This is a genomic window from Citrobacter sp. U14242 (assembly GCF_046555775.1).
GTDB lineage: Bacteria > Pseudomonadota > Gammaproteobacteria > Enterobacterales > Enterobacteriaceae > Citrobacter.
This window is the reverse complement of the sequence record NZ_JBKGLW010000007.1, coordinates 175,124-194,623: the sequence shown is the minus strand read 5'-3', so window position 1 is coordinate 194,623 and position 19,500 is coordinate 175,124. Positions and strand designations below refer to the sequence as shown.

Sequence of the window (19,500 nt, the reverse complement as noted above, 5' to 3'; positions counted from 1 at the left end):
TTTATCCTTATTTTTGTACTACGATATTTTCTTGTGAGGGATCAACATGCTGCATTTGCAGCTTTTCCGTTGCGATCCGTTCAACACGGCTATGATCACCGAGCGCGTTCTCCTCAAGGATCAAGTTACGCCATTCGATATCCAGCGCATCTCGCTCCAGAACCAACTGCTCACGCTGCGCGGTCAGTAACCGTGTATGGTGTGCGGTTGTTACGACAGTAACCGCCGTCAAAATAATGCAAATGAACAGGCAGAGTGGCAGCTTCCCAAACCGCAAAAGATCGTCACCGATCACGCCAGGCAAGGCATGGCGCTCGTTGCTTCCTATCGATCCTTTAACTTTGCTGAGGGCTTCTGTCACTCTGCTGATCATGCGTTCGTCCTCTCTGCAATACGCAGAACTGAACTACGGGCACGAGGATTCTCAGCTACCTCTTCTTCACCCGGCATCAACTTGCCTAGTGCTCTCAACTCACGACCGCCCAGTTTTTTGATCTGCGCTTCTGTCATCGGTATTCCAGCCGGAACCTGAGGACCGCGGCTTTGTTCACGCATAAAGCGCTTCACAATGCGATCTTCGAGTGAATGGAAACTAATGATCGAAAGGCGACCACCTGGTGCCAGCACGCTGAGCGAGCTTTTTAGCGCCTGCTCTATCTCCTCCAGTTCACTGTTTACCCAAATGCGCACCGCCTGGAAGGTACGGGTCGCGGGATGTTTGAATTTGTCTTTTACCGGCATTGCCGCTGCAATGACTTCCGCCAGTTCTTTGGTTCGGGTCATCGGTTCTATGCGGTTGCGCTCCACGATGGCACGGGCAATACGTTTGCCGAAGCGCTCCTCGCCAAAGGTTTTAATCACCCAGGCGATATCAGCTTCATCAGCGGTTTGCAGCCATTCAGCGGCAGACTGACCGCGCGTAGGATCCATACGCATATCTAACGGACCGTCACGCATGAATGAAAAGCCGCGTTCGGCATCATCAAGCTGCGGAGAAGACACGCCAAGATCAAGGAGGATTCCATCGATCTTGCCGGTAAGTCCACGCTCGCTCACGTACTCAGCCAGCGCAGAAAAAGGTCCATGAATGATGGAGAAACGGGGATCGGTAATCGTCTGGGCAACGGCAATAGCCTGCGGATCGCGATCGATTGCCAGTAAACGTCCCTCTTCACCAAGCTGTGAGAGGATCAGACGTGAATGACCACCGCGACCAAATGTCCCGTCAATGTAGATGCCGTCTGGACGAATATTCAGGCCATTTACCGCTTCATCCAGCAACACCGTTGTGTGTTTATAATTTTCCATCATCTTATAGAGACAAGTCCTGCAATCGTTCCGACAGCGCGCCGGTCACAGACTGCTCAGCGTCGATATCTTCCTTGACCTGTTGATACCAGGTCGTTTCATCCCACAGCTCAAACTTATTGAACTGCCCAACCAGCATCACTTCTTTTGTCAGTCCCGCGTGTTGTCGCAGAATAGGCGCAATCAATAAGCGACCGGCGTTATCCATCTGACATTCGCTGGCATGTCCCAACAATAAGCGTTGTACGCGACGCTCAGCCGGATTCATGCTCGACAGGCGAGATAGCTTCTGCTCGATAACTTCCCATTCAGGCAGGGGGTACAGCAGCAGGCACGGGTGATGGATGTCAATGGTGCAAACCATTTGACCGGTAGCGCTCTCAAGCAGTTGATCCCGATAACGGGTAGGCACCGATAAGCGCCCTTTACTGTCGAGATTAACTAACGTTGCTCCCCGGAACATGCCAGTCTCCCCCCAATTACCACTTTATCCCACAAAATCCCACTTAAAGGAGTTTACGGAGCGGAGGAAAACCTTGTCAAGCAAGTCACGGCGCTCAGCGGAGCAAAAAACCCAATGTTTACGGCTAATATCAGTGTTGAGCAAATTCCATACAGCAAACGAAGCAAATTAACGTCATGAATATTTGTAAGAAAAAAATCCAACAACTCATCATTGTTTAAAACAACTCAATATCAACCGAGGAAAATATAAAGTGTCAGTTTGCGACGCGAGCGGCATTTTAGGACAATATGCGGCGAGATAACAGTACCAGTTCATCGGTCTGTACGGCCCGTATGGCCAAGGAAGGCGAGAGATTACCGCAATTCGGCGGCAAAGTGTTTGTTAATTCGGCAAATCCACACAAGCATGTAACAAAATAATACAAACGTAACGCGTCGTTACGTATCAATAACCCAAAAAAGGATAGTTGCATTTTTAAATTAGGATAATTAAAGAATGAATTTCAGATAATTCTAAAGAATATTCTTAAATATAATAAGGTTATTTCTGAGAATAAAATATTGATGGCATCAAAGCATTCTCCCCAATGCCATCAATAGCAACCACTTAGTTACGGCTAAGGATGCCGCGGCGGTACAGATTACGCCGGATGCGCGTTAATCCTGGCTTTGGTTTACGCGGTTCATCAAGGCTTGCAAGGACGATCTCCAACACACGCTCAGCCACATCACGGTGGCGCTGTGCGACTGCCAACACCGGGCATTGCAGGAAGTCGAGCAGTTCATGATCGCCGAAGGTCGCAATGGCTAAATCGGACGGCAGTTGCCCATCGCGACGCAATGTCACATCCATCACCCCCTGCAATAGCGCAAATGAGGTGGTGAACAGCGCCTGAGGCATCGGATGCGTTTCCAGCCATTTATCAAACAGCTGTGCTGCTGCTTCCCGCTCATAGCTGTTGGCATACAGGAAATGCACTTCACGCGGATCGTCTTTCCACGCGGTACGGAAACCCTGTTCACGCAGGAAACTGACCGATAATTCAGGGAGCGCCCCCAGGTAGAGCACCGTTTCAGCCGGGAATTTACGTAATTCCTCCGCCAGCATTTCCGCATCATCCTGATCTGCGCCAACAACACTGGTGAAGTGTTCACGATCCAGCGCACGATCCAGCGCCACAATCGGGAATGAACTGTTCGCCCAGCGCTGATAGAACGGATGTTCTGGCGGTAATGAGGTAGACACAATAATAGCGTCAACCTGACGCTGTAAAAGATGCTCAATACAGCGCATTTCGTTATCTGGCTGATCTTCAGAGCAGGCAATCAGCAGTTGATACCCACGCTGACGCGCCTGACGTTCCAGGTAGTTTGCAATGCGGGTATAACTCGTATTCTCCAGGTCCGGGATCACCAACCCGATAGAACGTGTGCGTCCAGCACGGAGCCCGGCCGCCACAGCATTAGGGTGGTAATTATGTTCGCGCACCACCGCCATGACTTTTTCGACCGTTTTGTCGCTTACGCGGTATTGCTTTGCTTTGCCATTAATAACGTAGCTTGCAGTCGTTCGCGAAACGCCGGCCAACCGAGCGATTTCATCCAGTTTCACAATTGCCCCTTGCGTAAAATGTACAAACCATAACCTTTAAGATGGCATGGGTTAAATTTATTAACATCTAAGCGCAGAATAATGACTGCGGCAACCGCTTTTGTCTCTGGTTACTGCTGATTTCGCAAAAAAAAGCAACCGATAGCCAATGCATCTCGCGTAGGCCGGATAAACGTTCGCGCCATCCGGCAAGGTATAATTGCCTGATGGCGACGCTAGCGCGCCTTATCAGGTCTACGTTCTCCCTGCACGTTAACGCATGATTTTATCGCCTCGGGAGAGTCCCACCACACCGGAACGGGCCACTTCTACAATCCTGGCGACTTCACGCAGTGTTGCCAGGAAGGCGTCCAGTTTGTCACTGGTTCCCGCCAGCTGCACCGTGTAAATAGACGGCGTGACATCGATAATTTGTCCACGGAAAATTTCCGTGTTTCGTTTCACCTCTTCCCGACCATAACCACTGGCCTGAATCTTCACCAGCATGATCTCTCGTTCAACGTGAGCACCTTGCCCTAACTCACTCACCCGCAGGACATCCACCAGCTTGTGCAGTTGCTTTTCAATTTGCTCAAGGACTTTTTCATCGCCCACGGTCTGAATCGTCATCCGCGATAATGTCGGATCGTCAGTCGGCGCGACGGTCAGGCTTTCAATGTTGTAACCGCGCTGGGCGAAGAGGCCTATCACGCGCGATAATGCCCCAGACTCGTTTTCCAGTAATACTGATAATATCCGGCGCATAATCAGGTCCTCTCCGTTTTGCTTAACCACATCTCATCCATACCACCACCTCGAATTTGCATCGGGTAGACATGCTCACTGCCATCGACGGTGACATCAACAAATACCAGCCGGTGGTTGCGCACATGTTCCAGTGCTTCACCCAGTTTGCTTTCCAGCTCATCCGGATGATTTATCTGGATACCAATATGCCCATATGCCTCAGCAAGACGGACAAAATCGGGTAGCGACTGCATATAAGACTGCGAATGACGCCCGGAATAGATCATGTCCTGCCACTGTTTCACCATACCGAGATAGCGGTTGTTAAGGTTGAGGACCAGCACCGGCAGCTCATATTGCAGCGCCGTCGACAGCTCCTGGATATTCATCTGAATACTGCCATCACCGGTAACGCAGACTACCGTTTCATTCGGCAGTGCCATCTTCACCCCTAACGCGGCAGGTAAACCGAATCCCATGGTGCCAAGGCCGCCTGAGTTAATCCAACGACGAGGTTTATCAAACGGATAGTAAAGTGCAGCAAACATCTGATGCTGGCCCACATCTGAAGTGACATACGCATCGCCTTTCGTCAGGCGCCAGATGGTTTCAATGACAGCCTGTGGTTTAATACTCTCACTCTGGGTGTCATATTTCAGGCACTGCCGGGCGCGCCAGTGCTCAATCTGTTGCCACCAGTCACGGTTATCATCCAGCGGTTGCTGTGATTTCTCCTGCGGTAGCAGTTCCAGCATCTGCTCAAGCACCAGGCGAGCATCGCCAACGATTGGAATATCCGCAGTAACGGTTTTTGAAATAGAGGTGGGGTCGATATCGATATGTAACACGGTCGCATTCGGGCAATACTTTGCCAGATTATTGGTTGTACGATCGTCAAAGCGAACGCCGACCGCAAATATCACATCCGAATAATGCATCGTCATATTCGCTTCATAAGTACCGTGCATGCCCAGCATGCCCAATGCCTGACGATGTGTTGCCGGAAATGCGCCTAATCCCATCAACGAGGACACGACAGGCAGGTTAAGGGCTTCAGCAATCTGCCCCAGTTGCTCATGACAGGCCGAATTCACTGCACCGCCACCAACATAAACCACCGGTTTTTTAGCCGCCACCAGCGTTTGCAGCGCCCGTTTTATCTGTCCCTTATGCCCTGTCGTCGTCGGATTATACGAACGCATACTTACTGATTCAGGCCAGCTATAAGGCAATTTCTTCGCAGGATTCAGGATATCTTTTGGCAAATCCACAACCACAGGACCGGGGCGACCGCTTGCGGCCAGCCAAAAGGCTTTCTTCAGCACCTGAGGTATATCTTCCGTTTGCTTGACCAGAAAGCTGTGCTTCACCACCGGACGGGATATCCCCACCATATCGCACTCCTGAAAGGCATCGTAGCCAATCAGAGAGGTAGCCACCTGCCCGGAGAGGATCACCAGCGGGATGGAGTCCATGTACGCCGTTGCGATACCAGTGATCGCATTGGTTGCTCCCGGCCCTGAGGTGACCAACACAACGCCCACTTCCCCCGTGGCACGTGCCAGACCATCAGCCATATGGACCGCGGCTTGCTCATGGCGAACCAGCACATGATCAATACCACCGACCGTATGCAAAGCATCATAAATATCGAGGACTGCGCCCCCGGGATACCCGAATACCTGCTTCACACCCTGATCGATGAGCGATCGGACGACCATCTCGGCTCCAGACAACATCTCCATGGCTTGCCTCCACTCTTATAATGAATAACGGTTTAACAACACATTAACCGCTGACGATAAGGCATGGCAATTGACACCGAAGTGGTGGTGTAACAGCGGATAAGAATAAAACGGAGGAAAGAACCGAATAAACGGAGAATTAAACCAGTATAAGCAAATGAAATGACAAATAATCGCTTAAAAATGAGCACTTACAGCGATTACTCTATTTTTTCACCCTCACAGGCAAAAACCAAAAGCAGATTTCAGCATAAAATTTCAAATAAAAATAAAAAAGCAGAATAAACCAGATGCATCATCGGATTTACTCTGCCATAGGTCACTGCTTACAGATGGAGACTAACAGCTCTTCCATCCATTGATGTCCTTTATCCCGACCAGCGGCTTCATGCCAGGAAAGATAACAAGTCCGGCTATTCAATTTTAAAGGTAGAGGTAATATTTGCAGTTCTAAAGCCCCGGAGAACTCTTCAGCTAACCAGCGTGGCGCAATAGAAACCAAATGAGTTTGAGATACAATATTCAGTACGCTGATTAATGCCATTCCCTGATAAGCGACGCAGGCTTGTTTATCCTGAGTGTCATACCAGGGTTGACTGAATGACGCAAAGCGATCGAGAGAAACTACCGCATGCTGTTCATTATAGACATCACTCTCCAGTAATGGACCGCTAATGCGCGGGTGTTTTTTACTTACGACTAACACCATCTCATCGTTGAATAACGGAATGCTGGTAAATTCAGGGCGGCGAAATTCTTCATAACTAATAACGAATTCTGTTTCCTGATACCGTAATTGATGTTCTGTATTTTGGTTGAGCGATGATTTAAATACGACATGAATATTAGGCGCAACTTGCTCAACGCGATTGTAAATCAAAGACGTGAGAATATTATCCAATGGGCTACAGACGCAGAGATTAAATACTCGTGAGCTGCTGGTGGGTTCAAAACCGGACCCTGGCAATTCATTTTGCACCAATTGCAGCGCCTGACGAACAGAGCCAAATAGCTGAAAAGCCCGTGCTGTTGGCTGGATGCCTCGACCATAGCGCACAAAGAGCTCATCATTAAACATAACCTTCAGACGCGCGACTGCGTTGCTGACTGCAGGCTGCGACATCCCCAAAGAATGCGCTGCGCGAGTAATATTCTGTTCTTGCATCACCGCGTCAAAAACGGTTAATAAATTAAGGTCAACCATGCGTAGCTGCGGCTTCCCCATCTCTAAAAGATTAGGTTTATCTATTATTTTTATTTCTGGCATATTTAACTCCACTGTCACTCTAAACTCCCTTTTCCCAGACGGAGCTCAGAAATAACCTCCGCTAATATGATTTACCATGCATATAAAATAAGAAAAAGGGAAAGCATTAAAATTAGGAAAACATAAAGGCACTAGCCTGAATAAACAAAAACCAATGCGAGCGCAGTGTGGCAGAAGTCACTGCACGATGACTCATACGTTTAAGTGTCGAAAACAATATAACCATAACCATGGCAAATACACAATCATACGAATGGTGAATATATATTTAAGATTTAATTAAATGTTTATATCATTAACACCGCAATGCTTAACATTTATTTATCAATCATGTTTCCCTCCTCACCTCACATCCATTCAAAATTAGTATAAAAACCGATAAATCATAAAGATAAAAAATCCATCCACAAATTGTCTCTTCAATATACCGTGACAATAGCTGAAAACAAATATGCTCAAATATGTCAAACCGTTAAAAGTATGTAATCCTCACGCTGATTTATTTTATACAACCATAAAAATTCAGCACAATTCGCTCAAAGTTCAGGAGATATTTTTCGCCGAATGGGGGCGTTTTTAGGGGATGGGGTTGACATCAATCTTCATATCCAGTACCACTAAAAGCATATCGCATTCGCCTGGAGCTTGATTGATGACTTACATTGCTCGTTTTAACGGTCTACTACTACTAAACGCATTCTCATTGCGCGGTAGACTGGTGGACGACATTCAGCATTAAGTCAGCTCCAGTTAAGACAAAAACCCGCGCCATTGCGCGGGTTTTTTTATGCTCGAAGCAAGGCGCCCTAAACACCAAGGACCCAAACCATGAGCCAGCAAGTCATTATTTTCGATACCACCTTACGCGATGGTGAACAGGCGTTACAGGCAAGCCTGAGTGTGAAAGAAAAACTGCAGATAGCTCTGGCCCTCGAGCGTATGGGCGTTGACGTGATGGAGGTGGGGTTCCCTGTTTCTTCACCGGGTGACTTTGAATCAGTACAGACCATTGCCCGTCAGGTTAAAAACAGCCGTGTTTGCGCATTAGCTCGCTGTGTGGAAAAAGATATCGATGTGGCAGCAGAATCCCTGAAAGTGGCTGAAGCTTTCCGCATTCACACATTCATTGCCACGTCACCGATGCACATCGCGACAAAATTGCGCAGTACGTTGGATGAGGTGATTGAACGCGCCGTCTACATGGTTAAGCGGGCACGTAATTACACTGATGACGTGGAATTCTCCTGTGAAGACGCAGGCCGTACCCCGATAGCCGATCTGGCTCGCGTGGTAGAAGCGGCCATTAACGCCGGTGCCAGAACCATCAACATTCCCGATACCGTCGGTTACACCATGCCTTTCGAATTTGGCGCAATCATTTCAGGTCTGTATGAGCGGGTGCCAAACATCAATAAAGCCATTATTTCTGTACACACCCATGACGATTTAGGCCTGGGCGTCGGTAACGCACTGGCGGCTGTTCATGCGGGTGCTCGTCAGGTTGAAGGTGCGATGAACGGTATCGGCGAACGCGCGGGCAACTGTTCACTGGAAGAAGTGATCATGGCGATCAAGGTCCGCAAAGATATCCTGAACGTGCAAACCCGTATTAATCATCAGGAAATCTGGCGTACCAGCCAGTTAGTCAGCCAAATCTGCAACATGCCGATTCCTGCCAACAAAGCGATTGTGGGTAGTGGTGCCTTTGCTCACTCCTCCGGTATCCATCAGGACGGCGTACTGAAAAACCGTGAAAACTACGAAATCATGACGCCTGAATCCATCGGTTTGAACCAGGTACAGTTGAACCTGACCTCCCGTTCAGGACGCGCTGCGGTGAAACATCGTATGGATGAGATGGGCTACAAAGAAAGCGAATACAGCCTGGACAATCTGTATGACGCGTTCCTGAAGCTGGCAGATAAAAAAGGTCAAGTGTTCGACTACGACCTGGAAGCGCTGGCCTTTATTAACAAACAGCAGGAAGAACCAGAACACTTCCGTCTGGACTATTTCAGTGTGCAGTCTGGCTCTAATGATATTGCCACTGCCTCCGTCAAGTTGGCCTGTGGCGAAGAAGTCAAAGCCGAAGCGGCTAACGGTAACGGCCCGGTCGATGCCATTTATCAGGCTATTAACCGCGTGACGGAATATAACGTCGAACTCGTCAAATATAGCCTGACCGCTAAAGGCCACGGTAAAGATGCGCTGGGTCAGGTGGATATCGTCGCCAACTATAACGGTCGCCGCTTCCACGGCGTCGGTCTGGCAACAGATATCGTCGAGTCTTCCGCCAAAGCGATGGTACATGTGCTGAACAACATCTGGCGCGCTGAAGAAGTCGAAAAAGAATTGCAACGCAAAGCTCAGAACAACGAGAACAACAAGGAAACCGTGTGATGTCGAAGAATTATCATATTGCTGTTTTGCCGGGTGACGGTATTGGTCCGGAAGTGATGGCGCAAGCATTGAAAGTACTGGACGCAATTCGCAACCGTTTTGGCATGCGCATTACCACCAGCCACTATGACGTAGGCGGAGCCGCTATCGATAACCACGGTCAGCCGCTGCCACCGGCAACGGTTGAAGGCTGTGAGCAAGCCGACGCCATTCTGTTTGGCTCAGTTGGCGGCCCGAAATGGGAACATCTGCCGCCTAACCAGCAACCCGAGCGTGGTGCACTGCTGCCGTTGCGTAAGCACTTTAAATTATTCAGTAACCTGCGTCCGGCTAAGTTGTACCAGGGGCTGGAAGCCTTTTGCCCGCTGCGCGCCGACATTGCAGCTAACGGTTTCGACATCCTGTGCGTACGTGAACTGACGGGTGGGATCTATTTCGGTCAACCTAAAGGCCGCGAAGGCAGCGGGCAACATGAAAAAGCCTTTGATACTGAGGTTTATCACCGTTTCGAGATCGAGCGTATTGCCCGTATCGCGTTTGAGTCCGCGCGCCAGCGTCGTCGTAAAGTCACGTCGATTGATAAAGCCAACGTGCTGCAAACATCCATCTTGTGGCGTGAAATCGTCAATGAAATCGCCAACGAATACCCGGATGTTGAACTGGCGCATATGTATATCGACAACGCGACAATGCAATTAATCAAAGACCCGTCTCAGTTCGACGTACTGCTGTGTTCAAACCTGTTTGGTGACATTCTGTCTGATGAGTGCGCCATGATCACTGGCTCAATGGGCATGTTACCGTCTGCCAGCCTGAATGAGCAGGGCTTTGGCCTGTACGAGCCGGCTGGCGGTTCTGCACCCGATATCGCAGGGAAAAATATTGCAAACCCGATCGCCCAAATTCTGTCGCTGGCCCTGCTGTTGCGTTACAGCCTGGATGCCAATGATGCGGCAACCGCAATTGAGAGCGCCATCAACCGCGCATTAGAAGAAGGTATTCGCACCGGTGACTTAGCCCGTGGCGCTGCCGCAGTCAGTACCGATGAGATGGGCGATATCATCGCTCGCTACGTCGCTGAAGGGGTGTAATCATGGCTAAGACGTTATACGAAAAATTGTTTAATGCGCACGTCGTCTTTGAGGCGCAAAATGAAACCCCACTGTTATATATCGACAGACATCTGGTGCATGAGGTGACCTCTCCGCAGGCATTTGATGGTTTGCGTGCGCATGGCCGCCAGGTTCGCCAGCCGGGTAAAACCTTTGCCACGATGGACCACAACGTTTCGACGCAAACTAAAGACATTAACGCCTCAGGCGAAATGGCGCGTATTCAGATGCAGGAGCTGATCAAAAACTGCAATGAATTTGGCGTGGAACTGTACGATCTGAACCACCCATATCAGGGCATCGTCCACGTGATGGGGCCAGAACAAGGTGTAACGTTACCGGGCATGACCATCGTCTGCGGTGACTCGCATACCGCCACCCACGGCGCGTTCGGTGCACTGGCGTTTGGAATCGGGACCTCCGAGGTAGAGCACGTCCTGGCCACTCAGACCCTGAAACAGGGGCGCGCGAAGACCATGAAGATCGAAGTTAATGGTAAAGCCGCTCCGGGCATCACCGCCAAAGATATCGTGCTGGCCATTATCGGTAAAACCGGTAGCGCAGGCGGTACCGGACATGTCGTTGAGTTTTGCGGCGAAGCCATTCGCGCACTGAGCATGGAAGGCCGTATGACGCTGTGCAACATGGCCATTGAAATGGGTGCCAAAGCGGGCCTGGTCGCACCGGATGAAACCACGTTCAACTATGTGCAGGGCCGTTTGCACGCCCCGAAAGGTGACGACTTTGCCAATGCAGTTGCGTACTGGAAAACGCTGAAAACCGACGATGGCGCAACGTTTGATACCATTGTCACCTTGCAGGCAGAAGAGATCGCGCCGCAGGTGACATGGGGAACGAACCCTGGCCAGGTCATCTCAGTGAACGATAATATCCCCGACCCGGCATCATTTACCGATCCCGTGGAACGCGCTTCAGCAGAAAAAGCGCTGGCTTATATGGGGCTGGAACCCGGTATTCCATTAACCGAAGTCGCTATCGATAAAGTCTTCATCGGCTCCTGCACCAACTCACGTATTGAAGATTTACGCGCCGCGGCAGAAATTGCCAAAGGTCGTAAAGTCGCCCCGGGCGTTCAGGCACTGGTTGTTCCAGGTTCTGGTCCGGTAAAAGCGCAAGCGGAAGCAGAAGGTCTGGATAAGATTTTCATTGAAGCCGGTTTTGAATGGCGCTTACCAGGCTGTTCCATGTGTCTGGCCATGAACAACGATCGTCTGAATCCGGGTGAGCGCTGTGCTTCTACCAGCAATCGTAATTTTGAGGGCCGTCAGGGCCGCGGTGGACGCACACACTTAGTCAGCCCGGCAATGGCCGCCGCTGCCGCCGTTACCGGCCATTTTGCCGACATTCGCAGCATCAAATAAGGAAACTACCATGGCAGAGAAATTTACCCAGCATACCGGCCTGGTTGTCCCATTGGATGCCGCCAACGTCGATACCGATGCCATTATTCCCAAACAGTTTTTGCAGAAAGTAACACGCACCGGGTTTGGCGCTCATCTGTTTAACGACTGGCGTTTCCTGGACGAAAAGGGGCAACAGCCTAATCCGGCGTTCGTGCTGAACTTCCCGGAATATAAAGGTGCGTCAATTCTGCTGGCGCGGGAAAACTTTGGCTGCGGCTCTTCACGTGAGCATGCGCCCTGGGCGCTGACCGATTATGGTTTCAAAGTGGTCATTGCGCCGAGCTTCGCCGACATCTTCTACGGCAACAGCTTCAACAACCAACTGCTGCCGGTGAAATTAAGCGATGAAGAAGTCGATGAGCTGTTCAAACTGGTACAGGCAAATCCGGGCATCCGTTTTGAGGTTGATCTGGAAGCGCAGGAGGTGAAAGCCGGAGACAAAGCGTATCCATTCGAAATTGACGCTTTCCGTCGCCACTGCATGCTGAATGGTCTCGACAGCATCGGACTGACGCTGCAACACGAAGCGGCGATTACCGAGTACGAACACAAGCAACCTGCATTTATGCGCTAGCGCTTGTTGTACCGGATGCGCTGCGCTTTTTCGTCCTACAGGTATGGATTATGTGTAGGCCGGATAAGCGCAGCGCATTCGGCAACATCATTAAACGTCTTTCACCCGCCCGGTCATCACCAGCGTAACCACAGAAATCGCCGCGATTACCCAGTAAACGGCAAAATGTCCGTAGCTTTGCGCCACTGCTCCCTGAATCACCCCCGCCAGAATGACCCCCGTTGAAATACTGTTGGTAAATAATGTGGTGGCAGAACCCGCGCGTCCCGGCATTAGATCCTGAAACCACAGCATCCCTATCCCAGCGATAATACCGATGAATACGGCGTTAAATAGCTGCAAAATAAGCAACGCCATATGGCTGTGAAAGAAAATAAGACCAAGGTAAAACAGCACCCCCGCTGCCACGGCGGTAATCATCATTCGCCGTTTACCAAAACGCTTCACAGAGTAACCGGCCAGAATCATCGCCGGTATTTCCAGCCCGGCAGCTGTCCCCATCAGGAGCCCTGCAAGCTTGTCGGGTAAACCCAGTTCAAGGCTTATCCACAGCGGCATATCGATGATGTACATCGTGTTGCAGGTCCACATCAACGTGGAGGCAATAAACAGCATGCGTACATTTTTATCCTGCCAGCCCCCCGCTTGTTCAGGCGGTAGATCAACAGGTTGATCCACCCGGGGAACAGAGGGCAGGATCAGCGCAATCAGCACGAGGCTAATCGCGAAAATACCAGCCGCAATAGAGAACATCACCGTGAAACCGTAATTCAGTGCCAGCATGAATGCCAGCGGTGGCCCAATAACCCAGGCCAACGAAAGCTGTACGCGCATCACTGAGCTAAACATCACCACTTCGCGCGCGGAGTTATCCGCATATTCCCGCGCCAGCGCAAACAACTGCGGCATCGCAGTATTGGCCAGCGAGGCCAGCAGCACACCACAGGTAATCAACGTGAGATAATGACGATTAAAGGCAAAAAGCAGCGCGTTACCAACAGCCATCAGACAGCAGAACATGATCAGCTTTCGTCGATCGCCCTGGTTATCGGAACGTTTTGCAAGCCCGAGGCTGACCACGATCCCGGCAATCGCATTGACGGTATAAAACAACCCTACCCAGAATGGCTGCGCCCCGACCTCACGGCTCAGAAACAGACTCAGCGTGGGTGCCTGTAACGCGCCCGCCACGCCCATCATAAAAGCAACCGACATAAATGCCGCGTAAACGCCATTGAGGCGCCGTCCCATGGTCATAATCCAGAGCATTTTTATCCCTATTGGCTGGGCTGATACGAAAAAAGCCAGCAGAAAAAATCTGCTGGCGGGTGAATAGAGGCTGTATCCTGCCATTATACCTGGCATCGACGCTGGGTAGAATGGCAGGACACAGCCTGCACCAATACTCAGTCACACATGATGTCTGCAATTCTCAATTCAGAGGTCAGGCTGTCACCTCCCACTGCATCAGTTCTTCGAGCATCTTTAAGCGCTGCGGCGCGCTCAGGCAAGCCAACCAGGACGATTTCTCTGCCGCGGTAAAGTACTTCATATAGAACTGACGCATAGATGACCCCTTCGTTGTCTCATCGCTTCATCGGAATCTATTATTGGCTTAATATAGGGATAATAAAATTGCTGAGTTTTGTGCAGGAGTTCCCCTTTTATGTCTTCTGGTCGTTTGCAACAACAGTTTATCCGTCTGTGGCAATGCTGTGACGGCAAAACGCAAGACACTACGCTGAACGAGCTGGCGGAGTTGCTTAGCTGCTCTCGCCGTCATATGCGAACCCTGCTCAATACCATGCAGGAACGTGGCTGGTTAACATGGGAAGCGGAGGTCGGCCGGGGTAAACGCTCACGCCTGACATTCCTCTATACCGGGTTGGCGCTCCAGCAACAGCGAGCGGAAGACCTGCTGGAGCAGGATCGCATCGATCAGCTGGTACAACTGGTCGGCGACAAAACGGCCGTGCGACAGATGCTGGTTTCCCACCTCGGCCGTAGCTTTCGCCAGGGGCGGCACATCATGCGCGTCCTGTATTATCGACCGATGCGCAACCTGCTACCTGGAACAGCATTACGCCGTTCCGAAACCCATATCGCCCGGCAAATCTTCAGCGCCTTAATTCGTGTAAATGAGGAAAATGGGGAACTGGAACCTGACATCGCGCATCACTGGCAGCAGATTTCACCTTTGCACTGGCGATTCTTTCTACGCCCGGGGATCCATTTTCACCACGGCCGCGAGCTGGAAATGGACGATGTGATCGCCTCACTAACCCGCATTAATACGTTGCCGCTGTACTCGCACATTACGCATATCGTCTCCCCCACGGCCTGGACGCTGGATATTCATCTTGCGCAAGCGGATCGCTGGCTTCCCTGGTTACTGGGGCAAGTGCCCGCCATGATCCTGCCGCGAGAATGGGAAACGCTGAGTAATTTTTCCAGCCATCCCATCGGTACTGGCCCGTATGCGGTAATGCGCAACACCAGTAACCAGCTGAAAATTCACGCGTTCGATGACTATTTTGGCTACCGGGCGCTGATCGACGAAGTGAACGTTTGGGTGTTACCTGACATTGGTGAAGAACCCGGAGGCGGGTTAACGCTCCAGGGCCCAACAGAAGATGAAAAGGCAATCGAGAGCCGGCTGGAAGAAGGATGCTACTACCTGCTGTTTGATGCACGTACTGCGCGTGGCGCCAGGCAGGATGTCCGGGAGTGGGTAAGCCGCGTGCTCTCTCCGACAAATTTGATCTACCACGCTGACGAGCAGTATCAACGACACTGGTTCCCTGCTTACGGATTGTTGCCCCGCTGGCATCACGCCAGGCCTGGTCATGGTGAAAAGCCCGCCGGGCTGGAAACCCTGACGCTCACCTACTATCGCGATCATATTGAGCATCGGGTCATCGCGCAGATTATGCAGACGTTACTGGCAGCGCATGAGGTACAGTTAACCATTCAGGAGATCGACTACGATCAATGGCATGCGGGTGATGTCAGCAGTGATATCTGGCTCAACAGCGCTAACTTCACCTTGCCGTTGGACTTCTCACTGTTCGCCCATTTATGTGAAGTCCCGCTGCTGCAAAACTGTATCTCGCGAGACTGGGAAAACGATGCCGCCCGCTGGCGAACCGGTGAAATGAGTCTGGCTTCGTGGTGTCAACAGCTACTCGCCACTAAAGCCATTGTGCCATTGATCCATCACTGGTTGATCATTCAGGGGCAGCGCAGTATGCGTGGCCTACGGATGAATACCCTCGGCTGGTTTGATTTTAAATCGGCCTGGTTTGCGCCGCCGGATCCTTAATTGCTGCCGGGCAACAAAATCATTACACTAACGCCGTTCTCAACGGGGTGCCAGAAAACAAATATACGCTAAATCGTTCATGATGCATCAAGGCGGCAAGCGAGTGAATCCTCAGGAGCATAGATAACTATGTGACTGGGGTGAGCGAACGCAGGCAGCGTGAAGGATGACGCGTATGGGCTGAGAAAATACCCGTCGAACCTGATCCGGATAATGCCGGCGAAGGGATTTGAGGCTGCAACTCAAGTCCTTTGCCACCCAACTCTTGAGGTGCAAAGTGTTAAAAAAATGTCTTCCCCTGCTGTTATTGTGCGCAGCGCCTGCCTTCGCTAAACCCGTTCTGACTGTCTATACCTATGATTCATTCGCCGCCGACTGGGGCCCCGGCCCAACCATCAAAAAAGCCTTCGAAGCTGACTGCAACTGCGAACTGAAACTGGTCGCGCTGGAGGATGGCGTATCGCTGCTGAACCGCCTGCGTATGGAAGGAAAAAATAGCAAAGCTGACATCGTACTGGGGCTGGACAACAACCTTCTGTCAGCCGCTACGCAAACCGGGCTGTTCGCTAAAAGCAACGTGCCGGAGAGTGCAGTCAGTGTGCCAGGCGGATGGAAAAACGACACCTTTGTCCCGTTTGATTACGGTTATTTCGCCTTCGTTTATGATAAAAACAAGCTGAAAAACCCGCCGAAAAGCCTGAAAGAACTGGTCGAAAGCGACCAGAAATGGCGTGTGATTTATCAGGACCCGCGCACCAGCACGCCGGGTCTGGGACTGCTGCTGTGGATGCAGAAAGTTTATGGTGATAAAGCGCCAGAAGCCTGGCAGAAACTGGCAGCCAAAACCGTCACCGTCACCAAAGGCTGGAGTGAAGCTTACGGCCTGTTCCTGAAGGGTGAAAGCGATCTGGTGCTGAGTTATACCACCTCCCCGGCCTATCATATTATCGAAGAGAAAAAGGGTAACTACGCCGCCGCCAACTTTAGCGAAGGTCACTATCTGCAGGTGGAGGTTGCCGCGCGTACCGCTGCCAGCAAGCAACCAGAGCTGGCGGAAAAATTCCTGAAATTTATGGTATCTCCGGCATTCCAGAATGCGATCCCAACGGGCAACTGGATGTATCCGGTGACGCAGGTCACCCTGCCGCCAGGATTTGAGCAACTGGAAAAACCGGTCAACGCACTGGAATTTACCCCGCAGCAAGTTGCTGCCCAGCGCCAGGCATGGATTAGCGAATGGCAACGCGCCGTCAGCCGTTAATTCCCGGCTGGCTGATCCCAGGGCTTTCAGCTGCCACATTGATGGTGGCTGTCGCGCTGGCCGCATTTCTGGCACTGTGGTTTAACGCACCGCAGGGAGAATGGTTATCGCTCTGGCAGGACAGCTACCTGTGGCACGTGGTGCGCTTTTCTTTCTGGCAGGCATTTTTATCCGCAGTGTTGTCCGTTATCCCGGCGATTTTCCTCGCCAGAGCGCTCTATCGCCGGCGCTTTCCCGGACGTCTGGCCCTGTTGCGCCTGTGCGCGATGACGCTGATCTTGCCGGTGCTGGTCGCCGTATTCGGCATCCTTAGCGTATATGGTCGTCAGGGCTGGCTGGCCTCGCTCTGGCACACATTCGGGCTGGAGTGGACGTTTTCGCCATACGGCTTACAGGGTATTCTGCTGGCGCATGTCTTTTTCAACCTGCCGATGGCCAGTCGTTTACTGCTGCAATCGCTGGAGAACATCCCCGGCGAGCAACGCCAGCTCGCGGCGCAGTTAGGGATGCGCGGCTGGCATTTCTTCCGTTTTGTTGAGTGGCCGTGGCTGCGTCGTCAGATCCTTCCCGTAGCAGCACTTATCTTTATGCTGTGTTTCGCCAGCTTCGCCACCGTGCTGTCGCTCGGCGGCGGGCCGCAGGCAACCACTATCGAGCTGGCTATCTATCAGGCACTGAGCTTTGATTACGATCCCGCGCGGGCGGCTATGCTGGCCCTGATCCAAATGGTTTGCTGTTTAGCGCTGGTACTAATCAGCCAACGGTTGAGTCGCGCAATCGCACCCGGTACTACGCTGGTACAAGGCTGGCGCGATCCCGACGATCGTCTACACAGCCGACTGGCTGACTTAATGTTGATTGCTCTCGCTCTGTTGCTGTTGCTTCCACCGTTGCTGGCGGTGATTGTCGATGGTTTAAACCGCAATGTGCTGGATGTGCTTACGCAGCCAGTGCTGTGGCAAGCACTGGGGACGTCACTGCGCATCGCGCTGGCGGCAGGCATATTGTGCGTCATTCTGACTATGATGCTGCTGTGGAGTAGCCGCGAACTGCGTGCCCGGCAGCAGGTATTGGCAGGTCAGGCACTGGAACTGAGCGGCATGATGATACTCGCCATGCCGGGTATCGTGCTGGCCACCGGGTTCTTTTTGCTGCTCAATAACAGCATTGGATTGCCGGAATCGGCTGACGCCATCGTGATTTTCACCAATGCGCTGATGGCGATCCCTTACGCACTGAAGGTGCTGGAAAACCCGATGCGCGATGTGACCGCACGCTACAGTATGTTGTGTCAGTCTTTGGGTATTGAAGGATGGTCACGGCTGAAAGTGGTTGAACTACGGGCCCTGAAGCGCCCGCTGGCGCAGGCGATGGCCTTTGCCTGCGTACTGTCGATTGGCGATTTTGGTGTGGTGGCACTGTTTGGCAACGAGGATTTCCGCACGCTACCGTTTTATCTGTATCAGCAGATTGGATCTTACCGCAGTCAGGATGGCGCTGTTACTGCGTTATTGCTGCTGATCCTGTGCTTTACACTGTTTACCGTTATTGAAAAATTGCCGGGACGAAATGTTAAAACTGATTGATATTACATGGCTTTATCACCACTTACCCATGCGTTTCACATTATCGGTAGCGCGCGGTGAGCAAGTCGCGGTGCTCGGGCCCAGCGGCGCCGGGAAAAGCACGCTATTGAATCTGATTGCCGGATTTCTGACGCCTGCCAGCGGCACAATGATGATTGAAGGCGAAGATCACACCGTCACACCGCCCTCTCGTCGTCCTGTTTCCATGCTGTTTCAGGAAAACAACCTGTTCAACCATCTGAACGTGCAGCAAAACATCGGCCTGGGTTTGAATCCGGGATTAAGACTGAACGCGTCTCAGCATGAAAAACTACAGCACATCGCCCAACAAATGGGTCTTGATAACCTGCTGGACAGACTCCCCGGCGAGCTTTCCGGCGGCCAAAGGCAACGTGTAGCGCTGGCACGTTGTCTGGTTCGCGAACAACCCGTTTTACTGCTTGATGAGCCGTTTTCTGCACTCGACCCGGCGTTGCGCCAGGAGATGCTATCGCTGGTTGCCGAGGTCTGTCGTGACAAACAACTGACGATGCTGATGGTCTCCCATAGCGTTGAAGATGCGGCACGCATTGCGCCACGCTCAATTGTGGTCGCCGATGGGCGCATTGCATGGCAAGGAAATACGGAGGCGTTATTGAGTGGGCAAGCCAGCGCTTCGGCACTATTGGGCATCAAAACCGGGTAATCGATTTGATATT

Annotated in this window: 18 protein-coding genes and 1 riboswitch; of the genes, 9 read left to right on the top strand and 9 right to left on the bottom strand. The window is 51.6% G+C overall.

Annotated elements, in window-relative coordinates:
* Positions 1 to 7: 7 nt before the first annotated feature.
* The 7 genes from ftsL to leuO form a co-directional block, all read right to left on the bottom strand.
* Positions 8 to 373 (bottom strand): cell division protein FtsL, encoded by a 366-nt coding sequence (ftsL, locus tag ACLJXE_RS13560; RefSeq protein WP_000625651.1) that lies wholly within the window; start codon positions 371 to 373, stop codon positions 8 to 10.
* A complete protein-coding gene (rsmH, locus tag ACLJXE_RS13555) occupies positions 370 to 1,311 on the bottom strand; it encodes a 16S rRNA (cytosine(1402)-N(4))-methyltransferase RsmH (RefSeq protein WP_286630746.1) in 942 nt (313 codons plus the stop codon). Before rsmH ends, ftsL begins: the two co-directional genes overlap by 4 nt.
* Before the next feature lies 1 nt (position 1,312).
* Positions 1,313 to 1,771, bottom strand: coding sequence for a division/cell wall cluster transcriptional repressor MraZ (mraZ, locus tag ACLJXE_RS13550; protein ID WP_271440493.1), 459 nt, complete (start codon positions 1,769 to 1,771; stop codon positions 1,313 to 1,315).
* A 609-nt stretch (positions 1,772 to 2,380) separates the two neighbouring features.
* Positions 2,381 to 3,385 carry a catabolite repressor/activator gene (cra, locus tag ACLJXE_RS13545; RefSeq protein ID WP_003018794.1) on the bottom strand — a complete coding sequence of 335 codons (1,005 nt, stop codon included), beginning with the start codon at positions 3,383 to 3,385 and terminating at the stop codon, positions 2,381 to 2,383.
* Positions 3,386 to 3,637: 252 nt separating this feature from the next.
* The gene (gene ilvN / locus ACLJXE_RS13540; RefSeq protein WP_410751145.1) at positions 3,638 to 4,129 is read right to left on the bottom strand and encodes an acetolactate synthase small subunit; all 492 of its coding nucleotides are present in this window, start codon (positions 4,127 to 4,129) and stop codon (positions 3,638 to 3,640) included.
* A gap of 2 nt (positions 4,130 to 4,131) precedes the next feature.
* A complete protein-coding gene (gene ilvI, locus ACLJXE_RS13535) occupies positions 4,132 to 5,856 on the bottom strand; it encodes an acetolactate synthase 3 large subunit (protein WP_410751144.1) in 1,725 nt (574 codons plus the stop codon).
* Between the two features lie 319 nt (positions 5,857 to 6,175).
* A complete protein-coding gene (leuO, locus tag ACLJXE_RS13530) occupies positions 6,176 to 7,123 on the bottom strand; it encodes a transcriptional regulator LeuO (protein ID WP_410751143.1) in 948 nt (315 codons plus the stop codon).
* A 652-nt stretch (positions 7,124 to 7,775) separates the two neighbouring features.
* Here leuO and leuL point away from each other — a divergent pair.
* From leuL to leuD, 5 genes are all read left to right on the top strand, one after another.
* The gene (gene leuL / locus ACLJXE_RS13525) at positions 7,776 to 7,862 is read left to right on the top strand and encodes a leu operon leader peptide (protein ID WP_075551415.1); all 87 of its coding nucleotides are present in this window, start codon (positions 7,776 to 7,778) and stop codon (positions 7,860 to 7,862) included.
* Positions 7,863 to 7,951: 89 nt separating this feature from the next.
* Complete coding sequence (gene leuA, locus ACLJXE_RS13520; protein ID WP_410751142.1) at positions 7,952 to 9,523, top strand: 2-isopropylmalate synthase; 1,572 nt, start codon at positions 7,952 to 7,954, stop codon at positions 9,521 to 9,523.
* Positions 9,523 to 10,614 carry a 3-isopropylmalate dehydrogenase gene (gene leuB / locus ACLJXE_RS13515; RefSeq protein WP_271440489.1) on the top strand — a complete coding sequence of 364 codons (1,092 nt, stop codon included), beginning with the start codon at positions 9,523 to 9,525 and terminating at the stop codon, positions 10,612 to 10,614. The genes leuA and leuB overlap by 1 nt, the downstream gene beginning before the upstream one ends.
* Positions 10,615 to 10,616: 2 nt before the next feature.
* Entirely contained in the window at positions 10,617 to 12,017 is a 1,401-nt protein-coding gene (gene leuC, locus ACLJXE_RS13510; RefSeq protein WP_286630741.1) for a 3-isopropylmalate dehydratase large subunit, read from the top strand.
* Between the two features lie 10 nt (positions 12,018 to 12,027).
* Positions 12,028 to 12,633: a 3-isopropylmalate dehydratase small subunit gene (gene leuD, locus ACLJXE_RS13505; RefSeq protein ID WP_286630740.1), complete on the top strand. Its 606-nt coding sequence runs from the start codon at positions 12,028 to 12,030 to the stop codon at positions 12,631 to 12,633.
* A 90-nt stretch (positions 12,634 to 12,723) separates the two neighbouring features.
* Here the strand turns inward: leuD and ACLJXE_RS13500 are convergent, their stop codons facing one another.
* Entirely contained in the window at positions 12,724 to 13,902 is a 1,179-nt protein-coding gene (locus ACLJXE_RS13500; RefSeq protein WP_410751141.1) for a sugar efflux transporter, read from the bottom strand.
* Between the two features lie 175 nt (positions 13,903 to 14,077).
* The gene (sgrT, locus tag ACLJXE_RS13495; RefSeq protein ID WP_410751140.1) at positions 14,078 to 14,200 is read right to left on the bottom strand and encodes a glucose uptake inhibitor SgrT; all 123 of its coding nucleotides are present in this window, start codon (positions 14,198 to 14,200) and stop codon (positions 14,078 to 14,080) included.
* Positions 14,201 to 14,299: 99 nt separating this feature from the next.
* On the opposite strand from sgrT, the gene sgrR reads away from it, so the two are divergent.
* From sgrR to thiQ, 4 genes are all read left to right on the top strand, one after another.
* Positions 14,300 to 15,955 (top strand): HTH-type transcriptional regulator SgrR, encoded by a 1,656-nt coding sequence (gene sgrR / locus ACLJXE_RS13490; RefSeq protein WP_410751139.1) that lies wholly within the window; start codon positions 14,300 to 14,302, stop codon positions 15,953 to 15,955.
* Positions 15,956 to 15,988: 33 nt separating this feature from the next.
* Positions 15,989 to 16,201: riboswitch (TPP riboswitch) on the top strand.
* 31 nt (positions 16,202 to 16,232) lie between these two features.
* Entirely contained in the window at positions 16,233 to 17,216 is a 984-nt protein-coding gene (thiB, locus tag ACLJXE_RS13485) for a thiamine ABC transporter substrate binding subunit (protein WP_410751138.1), read from the top strand.
* Complete coding sequence (gene thiP / locus ACLJXE_RS13480; protein WP_410751137.1) at positions 17,192 to 18,802, top strand: thiamine/thiamine pyrophosphate ABC transporter permease ThiP; 1,611 nt, start codon at positions 17,192 to 17,194, stop codon at positions 18,800 to 18,802. The genes thiB and thiP overlap by 25 nt, the downstream gene beginning before the upstream one ends.
* The gene (gene thiQ, locus ACLJXE_RS13475; protein ID WP_410751136.1) at positions 18,786 to 19,487 is read left to right on the top strand and encodes a thiamine ABC transporter ATP-binding protein ThiQ; all 702 of its coding nucleotides are present in this window, start codon (positions 18,786 to 18,788) and stop codon (positions 19,485 to 19,487) included. Before thiP ends, thiQ begins: the two co-directional genes overlap by 17 nt.
* Positions 19,488 to 19,500 lie beyond the last annotated feature (13 nt).